Genomic DNA, 14,914 nt, shown 5'->3' with positions numbered 1-14,914 from the left:
TATGGTGATAAATTCAGTGGAAAAATATAAACCAAAGCTGCATTTTGCACCAAAGCAGCATTGGTTAAATGACCCAAATGGACTAGTGTACTTTGAAGGAGAATATCATCTGTTTTATCAATATCACCCAAACGGCAGCACCTGGGGTCCCATGCACTGGGGCCATGCTGTCAGCAAGGATTTAATTCAGTGGGAAGAACTTGATATCGCTCTTTATCCTGACGAAAATGGAACCATTTTTTCAGGAAGTGCGATAGTCGACTGGCATAATTCAACTGGTTTTTTCCCGGAGGAGCCGGGAATAGTTGCGATTTTCACTCATCATTTAGATAAGAAAGATGGCTCAGCTCCTGTACAAACTCAAAGTCTTGCATATAGCCGTGACAAAGGGAGATCGTGGGAAAAATACAAGGAAAATCCGGTATTGGCGCACGAATCAAAAGTCGATTTTAGAGACCCTAAAGTATTTTGGCATCACGAGACAAATAAATGGATTATGGTGTTGGCCACGGGACAAACCATTACCTTTTATTCATCTGCTAATTTAATTGATTGGCAATTTCGAAGTGAATTTGGGGAAGGAAAAGGTTCTCATGCCGGGGTGTGGGAATGTCCGGATTTATTTATCTTGAAAGATGAAAATTCCTCAGAAGAAAAGTGGGTGCTCCTTGTCAGTATAGGGGATGATGTTGAACTTGAAATGGGTTCCCGAACACAGTATTTTACAGGGTCTTTTGATGGAAATACCTTTATCACAGATCAGGTTTCTGTGAAATGGCTTGATTATGGAAAAGATAATTATGCCGGTGTGAGCTTTTCAGATATTCCAAAAGAAGATGGAAGACGAATTTATTTGGGATGGATGAACAACTGGCGATATGCAAATCAGATTCCGACAGACGGCTGGCGCGGGCAAATGACTCTTCCCCGTGAACTTACACTTAGAACTATTGACGGAGAGTCTTTCGTTATTCAGAAGTTTGTAAAAGAAGTGGATTCGTTTTTAACAGAAAAAATACCGCTCATAGAGAAAATTCAAAAGGGCTCAAAAAAAGTTGTAGTCTCTCAAGGGCCCATTGAACTTGATATAAAAATTGAAAGAATGGAGTCAAAGTTATTCGCTATTACCGTGCATCATACTAAAGAACAATCCACGGAAATCACTTTTGATGCTGTGAAGAACCAAATCATCTTAGATCGAAAGCGTTCTGGTGCAATTGATTTTTCTGAGATGTTTGCACATGAACAACTAATAGATACTAAGCTGACTGATTCGATTAATTTGCGTTTACTGCTCGACTCTTCTTCGATAGAATTGCTTGTCAATGAGGGGGCTTATTCTTTAACCAGCTTGGTTTACCCTGATCAGATCTGCAGTGAACTAACAATATCTTCACCGGAAGGAACAATTAAGGTTCAGGGATATTTATCCTCTTTAAAAAAATAATGAATGACAGGCTTACTCCTTAAAGTCAGCTGGATGAAGTTGCTTACATACAACGGCATTTACTTGCAGACAAGGGGGAGCCTTTTTAATTGTAAAAAATCAATTCCGGAGTGACAGCGGAAATCAACTTTATGAATAAGAATGTAGCACGCTTCCTTCGGATCCTGGAGGTGAACGACGAACGCATAAGGGGTAGAAAAAATAAGGAGGCTTTTAAAATTGTGAAAAGGAAATTTGTATTATTATCAATAGCAAGTGTCATTATCGCTGCAGGCTTTGGCCCTCAAGAAGCTGAAAATTTTGAAGAGGAATCTACTATATCGGATACTGAGTACTATACGGAACAATATCGTCCTCAGTATCACTTCTCTACCCCTCAGGGAAGGCTTGCTGACCCAAATGGGCTGATTTATTATAATGGTGAGTATCACTTGTTTCATCAGAAAATGGGGACTTGGGCACATGCTGTCAGTAAAGATATGCTTCACTGGGAGCATCTTCCCATTGCACTTGAGCATGACGAATTAGGGCAGGCATTGTCGGGAACAGCCGTTATCGATTGGAACGATACCACGGGCTTTTTTGATGGAAAAGCAGGAATGGTTGCAATTTATACAAGCACGGCAAATGGAGAAGAACAGGGAATAGCATACAGTAAAGATAACGGTAGAACATGGGCACGGTATACCGGCAATCCTGTTATCGAAAATCCCGGCATTAAAGACTTTCGTGATCCCAAAGTATTTTGGCACGAAGAAACAGAGAAATGGGTAATGGCGGTCACCACGGACAAAAGTGTAACCTTCTATAACTCTCCTAATTTAATCAATTGGGAATACCAAAGTAAATTCGGCGTGGATGAGCAGGGAAATGAAGAGGGAAGTCATATAGCAGTATGGGAGACACCTGATTTATTCCGCCTGCCTGTAGATGGAGATAAAGAAAACCAAAAATGGGTACTGACCGTAAGTATCGGAGACAATCCTGTAACGGAGGGGTCTACAAACCAATACTTCATTGGGGAATTTGATGGTTCAGTTTTTGTTAATGATCATTCACCTGAAAAAATATTCTATACAGATGCTGGTAAGGACTTTTACGCTGCCCAGTCATTTAACGAACTTGCAGAAGGTGACGACAGACGAATTTGGATAGGATGGATGGCAAATTGGCGCTACCCGTATGAATCACCGACTTATCCGTGGATGGGTTCCATGTCAATTCCAAGAGAAGTAACACTTCAAACTAATCAGGAAGGCGAGATCCGATTGTTCCAGGAGCCCATCCGCGAACTCGAAACGATTCGGGCGACAGAGCAGTCTTTTGACAGTTTTATGGTAGAAGGAAACCATGAAATTGAAGGGTTTTCTGGAGCGTCATATGAATTTGAAGCACAAATCAGCTGGGATGACGTGGATGAATTCGGAATCCGATTACGTCAATCTGAAAAAGAAGAAACAGTCTTCGGCGTTGATGTTACTGACGAAACCCTTTTCCTTGATCGCTCAAATGCTGGACTCCAAACATTGATTGATCGTAATGGGGAACCTTTCCCATTTGGAAAAAGATTTAATGCTCCTTTTTCTTCGGATAGAAAAAGCATTAAGATCCGGGGGCTGGTAGACGAGTCTTCAGTAGAGTTATTTATCGATAATGGTGAGACAGTTTTTACTAATTTAATTTATACTAAACCGACTAATACAGGCATCGAGCTATATGCAAATGGAGGGAGTATAAACGTTGAATCAATTGATTTTTATCACCTGCAATCCACATGGAGGGATGCTCCGAAGGAAGGGGAGATGGAAAGAATCGTTGTTAGCGATGAATTAATCATTTTACCTCAAGGGGAGACTGCTGAACTCACAGCAGGAGCAAAGCCGGACTGGTTTATACAAACAGAACCATTCCAGTGGACGGCTGATAATGAAGGGATTATTGAGATTCACGAACTGAACGATAAAACCATCTCTGTTAAAGGATTAAAACCAGGAACAACCACTGTTACGGTACGAGAACCGAATGGAATCAGTACTAAAAAAGTAACCATCAGAGTAACAGACAGCAGTACAGATTATCTTTTTGGATGGGGACCATCTCCATTTAACAGAGCCATAGATGGGAAATGGGATGTTTTCGGACAATCCACTATCAATAGCTTTCTCTCTTTCAGTCAAGTATGGTCAAGAATTTACCGTGAAGAACTATTAACAGGTGATTTTACTCTTTCTGCAGATATAAAGTGGATAAAGCAGGGGTCAGAGGGATTTCCTAAATACGGGATTGCGTTAGAGGATCAAGATAGTAACAGCCTGTTTGCTTTTTTAAATAAAGATATTAATAAACTTGAAACATTTGCAGAAACGAGTTCAGAATCTGGCTGGGAAGGGGTCGATCTTCCTGCAGCAATCGATCTTGCTGAACCCCAGAATTTAAAAATTGAAAGAAAGGAGAACCTGTTTACCTTTTATGTAAACGGAGTGGAGGTGTATAAGAGAATTGTAGAAATGGATGATACCTTAACAGCAGGTGCGATTACAGAAAATGTAGAGGCAAGGTATACAAACTTTACAGTTGAACCTGCTTTTAAGAAATATCGACTTGATGACCTGATTGAAGCAGCAGAAACTTCCTCTGAACTTTCCAAGGGAGTTAAACAATCCTCCCTTGCTCATTTAAAAAATGCCCAAAAACATTTTGAAAAAGCACAGCAATTATATGAGAATAAGAAAGTTGTGCAGGCCAATAAAGAGGAAGTGAAGGGATATGAAAAAATAGAGCAGTTCTCTTCCCATTTGCAAAAAAGTAAGGAGAATCAAAAAGCTAAAGACTTGATCAAAATGGCAGTATATATTATTAACCATCAGACAGAATCATAAAATTAATGCCAGATTATAAGTAAAAGGTGATCCCGGAGTCAATTAACATTGATCGGGTTATCGCCTTTTCTTGTTGAGCTATTTATCCTCACGATTTGTTACCAATAAAACCTGTGAGACAAGAGCCAGAATCGGCAGTTCCAGAAGAGGTCCAATAATTAAAGTTAAGGCAATTAATGGCTGATTGGGGAAGGCGGTAATCGCAATCGCCAATGCAACCGGCGAATTTCTTGCGATCGTGGTCAGGCCTAAACTTGTTTTCTCCGGTTTAGGGAAGTTTAAGCGTTCCCCGGTCTCCTGGCTGACCACATAGTTAATGAGAAAGAATAATAAAATAGGAAGTAATAATTTCCATAATAAGTCCAGGTTAGCGAGCAGTAAATTTCCCTGAGAGGCGAACATGGCTAAAATGGCAAGGCTTAAAAATACCAGAGGAAGTGCGCTCAAAGAAGCCAAAACAGATTCTTTCTTTTTGGGGTGTTTTTTGAAAACCCAGTTCGTAAACAGAGCGAGAATCAGCGGGACAATTAATACCAATAGGATACTTTTAATCAGAAATTCAAGCTCAATGACGCCTGCAGTTCCTGCAAAAACAAGCAGATACAGTGGCAGTAAAACAATTTGCAAAAGTAAATTTAACGGTAAAATAGACATCGACAAGGCGACATTTCCTCTTGCGATCTTCGTGAAAATTAAATACCAGTCGGTGCACGGAGTAACCATCAGCATAATAAATCCAATAAATAAAGCAGGGGAGTCCCGTAAAAATAAAAGAGCAAGCAGCCATGCTAACACTGGTGTCCAAATAAAATTAATGATTACAGAAATGCTGGTGAATTTAATGTTCTTAAACGCTTTTCCAATCTCATGTATCGGGATTTGCATAAAGGTCAGATAGAGCATTAACATTAATAACGGAAGAATAAAAGCTTCTGCATTTTCCTGTATGCCATCAATCTGTCCAATTGCAATCCCAATTGCCACAGACAGAAAAATGATTACAGTATATAGCTTTTCAAATAAATTCAACCCATCCACATCCAATTGCAAGTTATTCTATCTATCCTCCACTTTATCACAATCTGCGATTATGGCATGGATGATACGGTGAGCTGGATGATAATAGTAAGTATCAGCAAAAAAAGCATAAAGAAGCTTGAGTATAGTAAAAGAAGAGTAATGAGTTCCTTCTCTTTAAGCTTTTTATAAATGATAAAGCCGCTAATAATTAGTATCACCCAAGCGACTACACCGATCAATGTAAAAAGATAGAGTGAATTTGCTATCCACAAAACGGTTATAACCAAATAAAAAAACAGTAAAAACCAGGCTAACTTTTTCAAACATACATCCTCCTCAAGCTGCATCAAAATATACTAGTTATGATTAATTAGAATTTTAATCCACTATAAAGATATCTCAGCAAAACGAAATATAATTTTATCAGAGATCCTCTCATTTAAAAACCATTTTCGTGTTAAAATTATCCATAAAGACTACCTCTAATTAAACTATTATGCCTTTGAAGCGAAGCTAAAAGTAAAGGTGGAGGGTGATATGGTCAAATACATAAGTATTTTCTTACTTGCCTTTCTTATAAGCATCATTCTATTCTTTTTATTTTCTTATCTTTTGATGGATGAATCCTTCATTTTAGCAATAGGGGCAGCTCTTTCCATACTGCTTTCCTTTATTATTTCACAGCTCTTTTATTTAATTAATTTAGTAAGAAAACAAAGAGAAAGTAGGGGAGGTCATGAGAGTTAAAGATGTCGGCTACAGAATCGGAGAAGCTTTTACTGGTAAAGGAGCAGCAAATCAAGCCTTTAAACTAGCAATGGGAAAGATAATAGAACAAGACAGAATAAAAGAACTAAATGCCAAAACGACAGAATGTCGCTTCTCAAAGAGTACTTGTGAAAAATGGCTTTCAGCAAATTGCGGGTAGTGATGAGACTTATGAGTTCAATAATGAAGAATTTCATTTTATTCAGTTCAAATGGACAAATACGCAGAGAGATCTCTAGAAAATCTTTTCATGATTAGGAGTGGGATCATTGGATGATTTTGAACAGGTTCATAAGGAAAGAGACCATAAGCTGCCTGAGAACAGACGGAATTTACTCAATACAATAGAAGAAGACTTATTGAATGATTCGAATGTTTTAGCTGTTTTTTACGGAGGTTCAATCGGAAGTGGGAATACAGATCTATACTCTGATATTGACCTGAGAGTAGTTGTTGAGGATCATGTAATTGAAGAATACCTTTTGAATAAAAAGGAACGGGCTAAAAATTGGGGCTCTGTTCTTTTTTTCGAAGACTTTCCGGAAGCTCCTTATACGATCGCTCACTTCGATACATTTATTAAAGTAGATGCTTTTTATTATAGAAAAGAAGATATAAGAAGATATCAAACCTTCTATATGGCTTAATAAACTAAAAATCGTTTATGATCCGAAAGGTATAATCATTAAAATCAGAGAGGAATCAAGCAAGCTTTCTTATAGCCCATCCATTGAAGAGGTAGAGCTGTGGAGAACAAAATTTTTAGCTTATGTCCACGAAGCATACCGGAGAGTGAAAAGAAATGAAATTTACTATAGCCTCCAATGTCTGGACAGCCTGCGTTTATCAATGGCAGCAGGCTGGCTGATGGAAGCCGGGATCCAGCCGAATACGTTTGGTGATTGGGCAAAGCTTGAAGGGGAAAGAAGCAGCCTTAAGAAATGGCAATTAGCTCTGCTTTCCGAATGGCATAGCAACAGGGAGCCGGATGAGATTATACATATTATAGAGCGGATAAAACCGGAATTCATCTATATCCATAATAAGCTGTGCGAACAGATAGGAATGAAGGAAACTCTGTCTGTTGAGGAGATCCTGGATATGGTTCTGTGACATGATTGGTTTAGTACAAAAAGATAGGAGAGAAACCCAATGACATCACCAAAGCATATTGTTTCGGCAGCCTCAATCGTATTAAACGACAAAAATGAAATCCTGTTAATTAAAGGACCAAGAAGAGGATGGGAAATGCCTGGCGGGCAGGTAGAAGAAGGAGAATCTTTAAAAAATGCAGCGATAAGAGAAACAAAGGAGGAGTGCGGACTTGACATTGAAATAACGGCTTTTTGCGGAGTGTTCCAGAATGTATCCCAGTCGATCTGCAATACATTGTTTCTCGGAAGACCTGTCGGTGGAGAGCTTACTCCTACTGATGAAGCGCTGGAGGTTGGCTTTTTCCCACTGGAGGAGGGACTGGAAATGGTAACCTGGAAAAATTTCAGAGAACGTATCGAGCTCTGCTTAGATCAGTCTAAACAGCCTTTTTTTGTGGATTTCTAGAAAAGATAGGTTAAGTAGATATAGGACGCCGAGGAACCAGCTATAAAATATCCCACTTTTTTAACAATCTATAGTAAAGATAAACGGCAGTAAAACCAATAAGATAAATCACGAATGTCCATCCTATTGTCCATCCTTTAAAATAGCGGATCAAATCAGCCTGTACAAAAATCCATTCATTGAGGGTAGAGATTAAAATAAACGCAATAACCAGACTGATGGAAAAATGGCTTTTTAATAGAAGATGAACTAAAAGAGATCCTAAAGCAGGAATGATGCCTAAAACCATTGGCAGAGAAGCAAGTTCCGACTCCATTTCAAATGGATAGACAGCAGCGAAATCATAGGCCAGTGTCCAGGTATTCAATATATTTGTCATAATAGCTGTAAAAGGGGCGATAAGAGCAATAGTCTTTTTATTAACTTTTACAATGAACAGGACAATGCACCATGGAACAACAAATGCAAAAAGAAAAGTGAATAACATAAGAATCACTCCCGATCCGTTTATTCGCAGTATTGCCGACCATTTAATAAACTAAACTTATGTTATTTATCTAAGACATACTAACCTTTAATGGCTATTCCACTGGCTTCATCGCTTGTTTTGGTTAATTCTCCTTAAATAAATGGGGGCTGTAAGGCGTCAAATACGTCTGACGCTTTACAGCCCTTTTCGAATCTTCACATTGAGCTAGAACGTTTCCTCTGGAAATTCCTCAGCAAGTTTTTCACTCAATTTCGTTAGTACATTGTCATTATAAAGCAGGTTTTCTTGTAGAAGAATTCTATAGCCTTCAAGAGGATTCTCGGAATTAATAATTGAATACGCCTCCAGAACCTGATCATCGTATTCTGCATAAACGCCATAGCCAAAGATTGTTTCTTCAATCGCCGATTGCGCATAAACCAATGATTTTTCAGGATCAAAGAGAAGTGAAATCTCAGCAAGAAACAGCAGATCCTCCCGTTTAAAACGATAGGATTCATTTGATATTTTGTCTTCTAAAAGCGAAATGGCATCAGCATATCGTTCCTGCTCAAGATAACTATCAGTCAGTAGCCATTTTGCATAGTCTTGATCATATTCGTTTCCAGACGTGATTATTTCCTGCAGCAGAGCTTCAGCAGGGGCATATTGTTCATCCTCAAGTGCATCGTAGACTAGCTCATATTTATTTTCTAATTCTATTTGGGCAGTAATTAAATCATCTAAAAAAGTTTCCTGAAATTCGGTAATATCCATTTCAATTTTAGCTTCAAGCTTCTCATAAAATTCCCCGGGCCTTTTAGAAAGCAAAAGTTCAGGTATCAGTTCTTCCCCGTAATCCTTTACAAGAAATTCAACCGCTAAATAGCTTTGAAGGTAAGGGTCATAGTCGTCAGTTCGTGAACCATCATATTCGTCAAATGTATCAATGGACGTAAAGTCGGTAATTTCAATTTCAACGTCTTCAAGCTCATACCAGAAAGTGCTCTCACCTCCTAAATAATCTGCAATACCTTCTTCAAACCAATGAGGTATTCTTGTAGGCGGCAGATAGTGCTTTTCGGCAAATAGGTGACTTTGATAGTGGGTATACTCATGAAGCAAAATGAAATCAAGCATTTCCTCCTCTGCGGCAAGATGAATAGACTTTGAGTCATATTCATAATAGCCTGAAACATCCTCCAGCCCGGAGTATTCCTCTAAGGAGCTGTAGTTTTCGTGAAGCTCTATGGTTAGCCCCTCATGCTCTTCTGTCCCAAGTAACTCATAAAAACGATTCTTTTCCTGCTGGATTAACTGGTGAATGCTGTTTATTTCCTTTTTTCGAGATGCTGGGTAGGTGTACGTAATTCCATCCAGGGTTTCCTGTACTCTTTCTTCCTGGTAATAGGGGTTTAACGCGCTTTTAGCTATAATCTCGATTTTTTCCTGTCTGTCCAAAGACAAATCCTCACCCAAATACACTGCAATCAAATTAGCCGCCATCATAAAGTTAGCACCGGCAAACAAAAGAAGAGAGGTTAAAAATACCCCGGTGCCCTCGGTCAGGTTAGTAAGTTTTAAAAATGGTACTTTCCCTGCAGTAAATCCATATATACTTGCGGCAAAAAGTGCAAAGCTTATGACAGTTATTAAACAAGCCCAAAAAAGCCCGGGAAGTATCTGCTGACCGAAAATCACAATAAAACCAATCCACGATAAACTGCAAACAGCAAACAACAAAAATCCTAATTTAATCCCGCTTTTCATTCCCAGCCTCCGCACACTTATCTATAATTAAAGATAGTAAAAATTTCTAAAACATTTAAACATTTCCTATCTAATCCTAATGGATATTCTCGCCCATTAGCGAGGGTATTTCCTCCTATTTTAGATTGCCTTAATGGAGATTTTTTAAATAGAAAGGAGGGATTAAATGAAGGCTAATCAGTCTGCAATAATAAATCTTCCTATAGCGGGAACAGAAGTACCAGAACTTCGTGAATCGATTGGGTGGGAACGCCGCGATCAGGACTTTCCTTTGTTGTTCGAACGCTGCAATTTTTGGGCTGGTGTAAGAAGTAACGAGGGGACATTGGCCGGGTTTGGCTATATCTGTGGAATGGGGCTCCAGCATGGATATATAGAGGATATCATTGTCCATCCTGATCATCAGAAAAAAGGAATCGGAAAGGCATTAATTAAAGGGCTGCTTGAAGAAGCTGAAAAGAGGGGAATCGAGATTGTGACTTTAACCTTCAGTGAGGAACATGCTGAATTTTATCAATCCTGCGGGTTTACACTAAGCACAGGCGGTGTATGGAGAGTAGAACATAGGAATAGAAAAACCATCAGCACCGGGTTTAGGTAGGTACTGACGGTTTAGTTTCTCTACTTCATTAACCCGGCATTCGTTCCGGCTAAGCGCCCGGTTACAAGTGCTGATGTAATGTTGTATCCTCCAGTATAGCCGTGAATATCCAACAGCTCACCGCAAATAAATAATCCCTGGCATTTTTTAGAGCGCATGGTTTTTGGCTCAATTTCTTTAACCGAAACTCCTCCGCCTGTGACAAAGGCTTTCTCGATGGATTGTGTTCCATGGACGAAAAGCTCAAAGGATTTTATTAACTGGGAAACTGTACGGATTTTATCGCTCGCAATCGTTCCAGCCTGACCGTCAGGATCGATTTCTGCCAGACTCATCAGGAAATGGAGATAACGTTCAGGAATTTGACCCTTCCAGACATTTTTGATCGCTTTTTTAGGCTCATCCTTTGCTTCCTTTAAAAGCTGCTGGAAGAGTTCTTCTCCTTTAATGGATGGCACAGCATCAATTCGAATCGTTACAGGTGCCCCTTTTTGTTTTTTCATTTCCTTCACCACGTACTGACTGCACCGTAAAATTGCGGGTCCGGACAAGCCGAAATGAGTAAAGAGCATGTCCATTTCATGAGTAACGAGCGGTTTTTTCTTTTTGTTCAGCACGCTGACAGCAGCGCCTCTTAATGCAAGACCCTGAAGCGAGCGGTCTTTGATAAACGGCTCATCGGAGAGGAGAGGAACCTCCGTTGGAAAAAGCTCTGTCACCGTATGTCCGCATTTTTCGACCCATGGATAGCCATCCCCTGTTGAGCCAGTCTGCGGTACTGATTTCCCTCCGACTGCTAAAACAACAGCTCTTGAATTGATTTCATCTCCGTTTTCAAGCTTAATTCCTTGGATAGCACCTTCGTGGACAAGGAGGTCAGCAACCTTTACATTTGTCCGGATTTCCACATGAAGTTCTCCCAATCGGCGCAAAAGAGCATCTACAACAGACTGTGCCTTGTTTGAAACAGGGAACATCCGACCGTGATCCTCTTCCTTTAATGCAACACCTAATCCTTCAAAAAACGCAATAATATCTTCATTATTAAATACAGAAAAAGCACTATATAAAAAGCGGCCATTTCCCGGAATATGCCTGATAATCTCTTCAACGGGAAGGCGATTTGTCACATTGCATCTGCCTCCGCCTGAAATGGCAAGCTTTTTTCCAAGCTTTGATCCTTTATCAACCAGAAGCACGTTCTCAGCTTTTTCGCCTGCAGCAATGGCTGCCATTAATCCTGACGGCCCGCCTCCTATTATAATTACATCATAGTTCATATTTTCACCATCTTTTCTCAAGCTCGCACTGCGTCCATTTTACCTTCCCTGAGGCTTATATTCAATATTTGTATGTAAATGACAAAGAAAATCGATTGTCAATACTATAACAGAGTAGTACACTAATGGTTAGTGTCGAAAAATCAGTTTTCCTTAGATTAGGAAGTGAATATAAAGGAATGTCTACATCTACTTTAGTAAGAGGAACATTTATTTTAACGCTTGGTACATTTATTTCAAAGTTTTTGGGATTATTTTATGTCATTCCATTTTATGCATTGCTTGGAAACGGGGAAGGACCGCTTGCTCTTTACTCCTATGGGTATGTTCCGTACACCATCTTTCTTTCCATCGCTACTGCCGGTGTACCGCTTGCTGTATCAAAATTTATAGCAAAGTATAATGCCTTAGAGGAATATGAGATCGGGCGGAGGCTTTTCCGTTCCGGACTATGGCTAATGACGCTGACAGGATTTATTTCTTTTTTAATCATGTATTTATTTGCTCCAGTTTTTGCCGGAATGGTCATTGCCGCTGACGAGCAGCTGGTTACAGTTGAGCAGGTAACGACCGTTATTCGAGCAGTCAGCTTTGCACTAATCGTTATTCCTTTTATGAGTTTAATAAGAGGTTTTTTCCAGGGGCATCAATCAATGGGTCCGACGGCTGTATCAAATGTTGTTGAACAGATTGTCCGGATTGTGTTCTTATTGATCGGTGTTTATGTGGTTTTATATGTGATAGAAGGCTCCATGACCACTGCGATTGCCATAGCAACCTTCGGGGCGTTTGTTGGTGGTGCTGCAAGCTTGGCGCTGTTAATTTGGTATTATATTAAGCGCAAGCCTCATCTGGATAAAATGCTCTCAAAAAGCAAGGGTAAGATTGATATATCCATTAAGGATATGTACAAGGAGATTGTGCTTTATTCCATTCCTTTTGTCCTTGTAGGAGTAGCCAATCCATTGTTCCAGCTGGTCGATATCCTGACCTTTAACCGGGCCATGACGTCGATTGGACTTGCAGCTGTTTCAGATTTTCAATTTGGTATTTTAACCTTTACGACTCATAAGCTGGTGATCATACCGGTGTCGCTAGCAACTGCATTTGCAATGACACTTATCCCGGTTATTACAAGCACATTTTCAAAAGGAAACTGGAAGGCGCTAAACCATCAGCTTGATCAGACCTTTCAAATTCTTTTATTCTTGACAATGCCTGCAGCAATTGGATTAGCGCTTCTGGCTGAACCGGCTTATACCGTGTTTTACAGCTACAGTGAGCTTGGGACTGAAGTTCTTCGCACTTACTCACCTGTTGCTATTTTATTCGCTCTTTATACAGTAACAGCCGCTATGATGCAGGGAATAAATGAACAGCGCTGGAGTGTGCTTAGTCTGCTTGTCGGACTTTTGGTTAAGCTCGCAATCAATATCCCCCTCGTTCGGCTTTTTGAGGTGCAGGGAGCTGTTCTGGCAACAGCGATCGGCTACGTAGTGGCAATTGTGATTAACCTTCTGGTAATTCGTCATTTTGCCGCTTATAAATATCGGATTGTGGTTAAACGGACGCTGCTCATGGTGATCTTTAATATTATTATGGCCGTTCCGGTAATGTTAGCTTATTTTGGACTTACACTATTCATGGACACAGCCAGCCGCTGGCAGTCAATTGTTATCTTAACGATTTGCGGGGTAATTGGCGCATTTGTTTATTTTGTTCTCAGCTTAAAATCACGCCTTGCTGATCGATTGTTCGGAGATCGGGTTACAAGGTTAAGAAAAAGATTTACATCTTAAAGCAAAAAGCCGGTCAAAAGCCGGCTTTTGTTATGCAGGAAAGGAGCAGGAGCTTTGCGTTTAGATAAATTATTGTCGAATATGGGCTATGGAAGCCGTAAAGAAATGAAAAAATTGTTGAAATCAGGTTCTGTAATTGTAAATGGAGAAGCGGTGAAAGAAGGAAAAGCGCAGGTTGACCCTTTTACTGAAGAGATTACCGTAAACGGAGAGCGGGTTGAATATAGGGAGTTTATTTATCTTTTAATGAACAAGCCTCAAGGAGTTATTTCAGCGACTGAGGATCGTCAGCACGAAACCGTTATTGATTTGCTCCCGGTTGATTTTGCAGTATTCGAACCATTTCCAGTTGGACGTCTCGACAAGGATACGGAAGGACTGCTGCTGCTTACGAATGACGGGCAGCTGGCGCATCAGCTCCTCTCTCCCAAAAAGCATGTACCGAAAACGTATTTTGCTGAGATTGAAGGAGAAGTAACAGAGAGGGATCGTGAAATCTTTAAGCATGGCGTTACTTTGGACGATGGCTATGTAACAAAGCCTGGCGAGCTGCTTATTCTCGAATCAGGACAGGTGTCAAAAATTGAGCTGACCATAATGGAAGGAAAGTTTCATCAGGTTAAACGAATGTTTCAGGCTGTGGGGAAGGAAGTAACCTATTTAAAACGTATTTCAATGGGCTCCTTAAAGCTTGATCCGGCTTTAGCGCTTGGAGAATTCCGTGAGCTGACTCCTGAGGAGCTTGGCGCCTTACAAAATAACGAATAAAAATAACCCCGTCTCACGGAAATCGAGGCGGGGTCTTTTCCTATTACATTCTTACGAAATTTTGACTTTTTTCTGTGTCGTCGTCCATTTGCCACGACTAGGACTGCTCACTAAATCGTTATAGGCTAACACATTCAAATCTCTTTGAATGGTGCGAGGTGTGATGCCAAATTCATCCACCAAATCATTTGTCGTAACCGTTCCATTTTTCTTAATGAACATGTACACAGATTTGATGCGTGTAAGCATCCGATTCGTAGTTGGTTTCAAAAAACCACTCTCCCTCAACTTTTTTCCATGGGCAATGACTACAATAGACTACTTTGTTGAGTATCGCTCAACGACACGTTTTTTTGGTTGCCTCACGACAGCCCCTTTTCGTTAATATTCGACAAGGATATTATCTGACAATTTCATTGTACAATTATTTAATTATAATTTCTAGTATTAAAGCAATTTTTAACGATTTGTTAACATTTTTCTTCGAATTTTAATAAATCTTCGTGTTTTTATGATAACTTCCTCCTGTTTTTTCTGTATAAAAGAAAGGAGT

General features: G+C 39.9%; 16 protein-coding genes. 10 read left to right on the top strand and 6 right to left on the bottom strand.

The annotated features are described in order from the left end of the window. The first annotated feature begins 1 nt into the window (after window position 1). A complete protein-coding gene (locus C4B60_RS06550) occupies window positions 2-1,447 on the top strand; it encodes a glycoside hydrolase family 32 protein (protein WP_104057196.1) in 1,446 nt (481 codons plus the stop codon). 221 nt (window positions 1,448-1,668) lie between these two features. After that, window positions 1,669-4,326 carry a GH32 C-terminal domain-containing protein gene (locus C4B60_RS06545; RefSeq protein ID WP_245153889.1) on the top strand — a complete coding sequence of 886 codons (2,658 nt, stop codon included), beginning with the start codon at window positions 1,669-1,671 and terminating at the stop codon, window positions 4,324-4,326. Window positions 4,327-4,404: 78 nt separating this feature from the next. Here the strand turns inward: C4B60_RS06545 and C4B60_RS06540 are convergent, their stop codons facing one another. Both C4B60_RS06540 and C4B60_RS06535 read right to left on the bottom strand, forming a co-directional pair. After that, window positions 4,405-5,355, bottom strand: a complete 951-nt coding sequence (locus C4B60_RS06540; protein ID WP_104057280.1) for an arsenic resistance protein — start codon at window positions 5,353-5,355, stop codon at window positions 4,405-4,407. 59 nt (window positions 5,356-5,414) lie between these two features. Beyond that, window positions 5,415-5,669 (bottom strand): hypothetical protein, encoded by a 255-nt coding sequence (locus C4B60_RS06535; RefSeq protein WP_104057195.1) that lies wholly within the window; start codon window positions 5,667-5,669, stop codon window positions 5,415-5,417. 214 nt (window positions 5,670-5,883) lie between these two features. Between C4B60_RS06535 and C4B60_RS06530 the strand changes: the two genes are divergently transcribed. The 5 genes from C4B60_RS06530 to C4B60_RS06515 all read left to right on the top strand — a co-directional run bounded on the left by C4B60_RS06530 (window position 5,884) and on the right by C4B60_RS06515 (window position 7,674). Beyond that, window positions 5,884-6,093 carry a hypothetical protein gene (locus C4B60_RS06530; RefSeq protein ID WP_104057194.1) on the top strand — a complete coding sequence of 70 codons (210 nt, stop codon included), beginning with the start codon at window positions 5,884-5,886 and terminating at the stop codon, window positions 6,091-6,093. Further along, a complete protein-coding gene (locus C4B60_RS21590) occupies window positions 6,083-6,274 on the top strand; it encodes a GNAT family N-acetyltransferase (RefSeq protein ID WP_104057193.1) in 192 nt (63 codons plus the stop codon). The genes C4B60_RS06530 and C4B60_RS21590 overlap by 11 nt, the downstream gene beginning before the upstream one ends. 109 nt (window positions 6,275-6,383) lie before the next feature. After that, window positions 6,384-6,761: a nucleotidyltransferase domain-containing protein gene (locus C4B60_RS21650; RefSeq protein WP_245153888.1), complete on the top strand. Its 378-nt coding sequence runs from the start codon at window positions 6,384-6,386 to the stop codon at window positions 6,759-6,761. 145 nt (window positions 6,762-6,906) lie between these two features. Then, window positions 6,907-7,227, top strand: a complete 321-nt coding sequence (locus tag C4B60_RS21645) for a hypothetical protein (RefSeq protein ID WP_245153887.1) — start codon at window positions 6,907-6,909, stop codon at window positions 7,225-7,227. Window positions 7,228-7,266: 39 nt separating this feature from the next. Then, on the top strand, window positions 7,267-7,674 hold the full coding sequence (locus C4B60_RS06515; protein WP_104057192.1) for an NUDIX hydrolase: 408 nt from the start codon (window positions 7,267-7,269) through the stop codon (window positions 7,672-7,674). 40 nt (window positions 7,675-7,714) lie between these two features. On the opposite strand, the gene C4B60_RS06510 is transcribed toward C4B60_RS06515, so the two are convergent. Next, complete coding sequence (locus C4B60_RS06510) at window positions 7,715-8,161, bottom strand: hypothetical protein (RefSeq protein ID WP_104057191.1); 447 nt, start codon at window positions 8,159-8,161, stop codon at window positions 7,715-7,717. A 207-nt stretch (window positions 8,162-8,368) separates the two neighbouring features. Beyond that, window positions 8,369-9,913 carry a gluzincin family metallopeptidase gene (locus C4B60_RS06505; RefSeq protein WP_104057190.1) on the bottom strand — a complete coding sequence of 515 codons (1,545 nt, stop codon included), beginning with the start codon at window positions 9,911-9,913 and terminating at the stop codon, window positions 8,369-8,371. Window positions 9,914-10,079: 166 nt separating this feature from the next. Here C4B60_RS06505 and C4B60_RS06500 point away from each other — a divergent pair, with 166 nt between their 5' ends. Further along, window positions 10,080-10,514 (top strand): GNAT family N-acetyltransferase, encoded by a 435-nt coding sequence (locus C4B60_RS06500; protein ID WP_104057189.1) that lies wholly within the window; start codon window positions 10,080-10,082, stop codon window positions 10,512-10,514. A gap of 20 nt (window positions 10,515-10,534) precedes the next feature. Here C4B60_RS06500 and C4B60_RS06495 read toward each other — a convergent pair whose 3' ends face one another. Beyond that, window positions 10,535-11,794: a BaiN/RdsA family NAD(P)/FAD-dependent oxidoreductase gene (locus C4B60_RS06495; RefSeq protein WP_104057188.1), complete on the bottom strand. Its 1,260-nt coding sequence runs from the start codon at window positions 11,792-11,794 to the stop codon at window positions 10,535-10,537. A gap of 179 nt (window positions 11,795-11,973) precedes the next feature. On the opposite strand from C4B60_RS06495, the gene C4B60_RS06490 reads away from it, so the two are divergent. Both C4B60_RS06490 and C4B60_RS06485 read left to right on the top strand, forming a co-directional pair. Continuing rightward, window positions 11,974-13,593, top strand: a complete 1,620-nt coding sequence (locus tag C4B60_RS06490; protein ID WP_104057187.1) for a putative polysaccharide biosynthesis protein — start codon at window positions 11,974-11,976, stop codon at window positions 13,591-13,593. Window positions 13,594-13,647: 54 nt separating this feature from the next. Further along, window positions 13,648-14,361 carry a pseudouridine synthase gene (locus tag C4B60_RS06485; protein ID WP_104057186.1) on the top strand — a complete coding sequence of 238 codons (714 nt, stop codon included), beginning with the start codon at window positions 13,648-13,650 and terminating at the stop codon, window positions 14,359-14,361. Window positions 14,362-14,412: 51 nt separating this feature from the next. Here C4B60_RS06485 and C4B60_RS06480 read toward each other — a convergent pair whose 3' ends face one another. After that, window positions 14,413-14,631 carry a DeoR family transcriptional regulator gene (locus C4B60_RS06480; RefSeq protein WP_104057185.1) on the bottom strand — a complete coding sequence of 73 codons (219 nt, stop codon included), beginning with the start codon at window positions 14,629-14,631 and terminating at the stop codon, window positions 14,413-14,415. Window positions 14,632-14,914: the final 283 nt, after the last annotated feature.

Source organism: Jeotgalibacillus proteolyticus (genome assembly GCF_002926065.1).
Taxonomy (GTDB): Bacteria; Bacillota; Bacilli; order Bacillales; family Jeotgalibacillaceae; genus Jeotgalibacillus; species Jeotgalibacillus proteolyticus.
The sequence above is the reverse complement of the archived record's forward strand: the minus strand, read 5'-3'. Positions and strand labels throughout refer to the sequence as shown.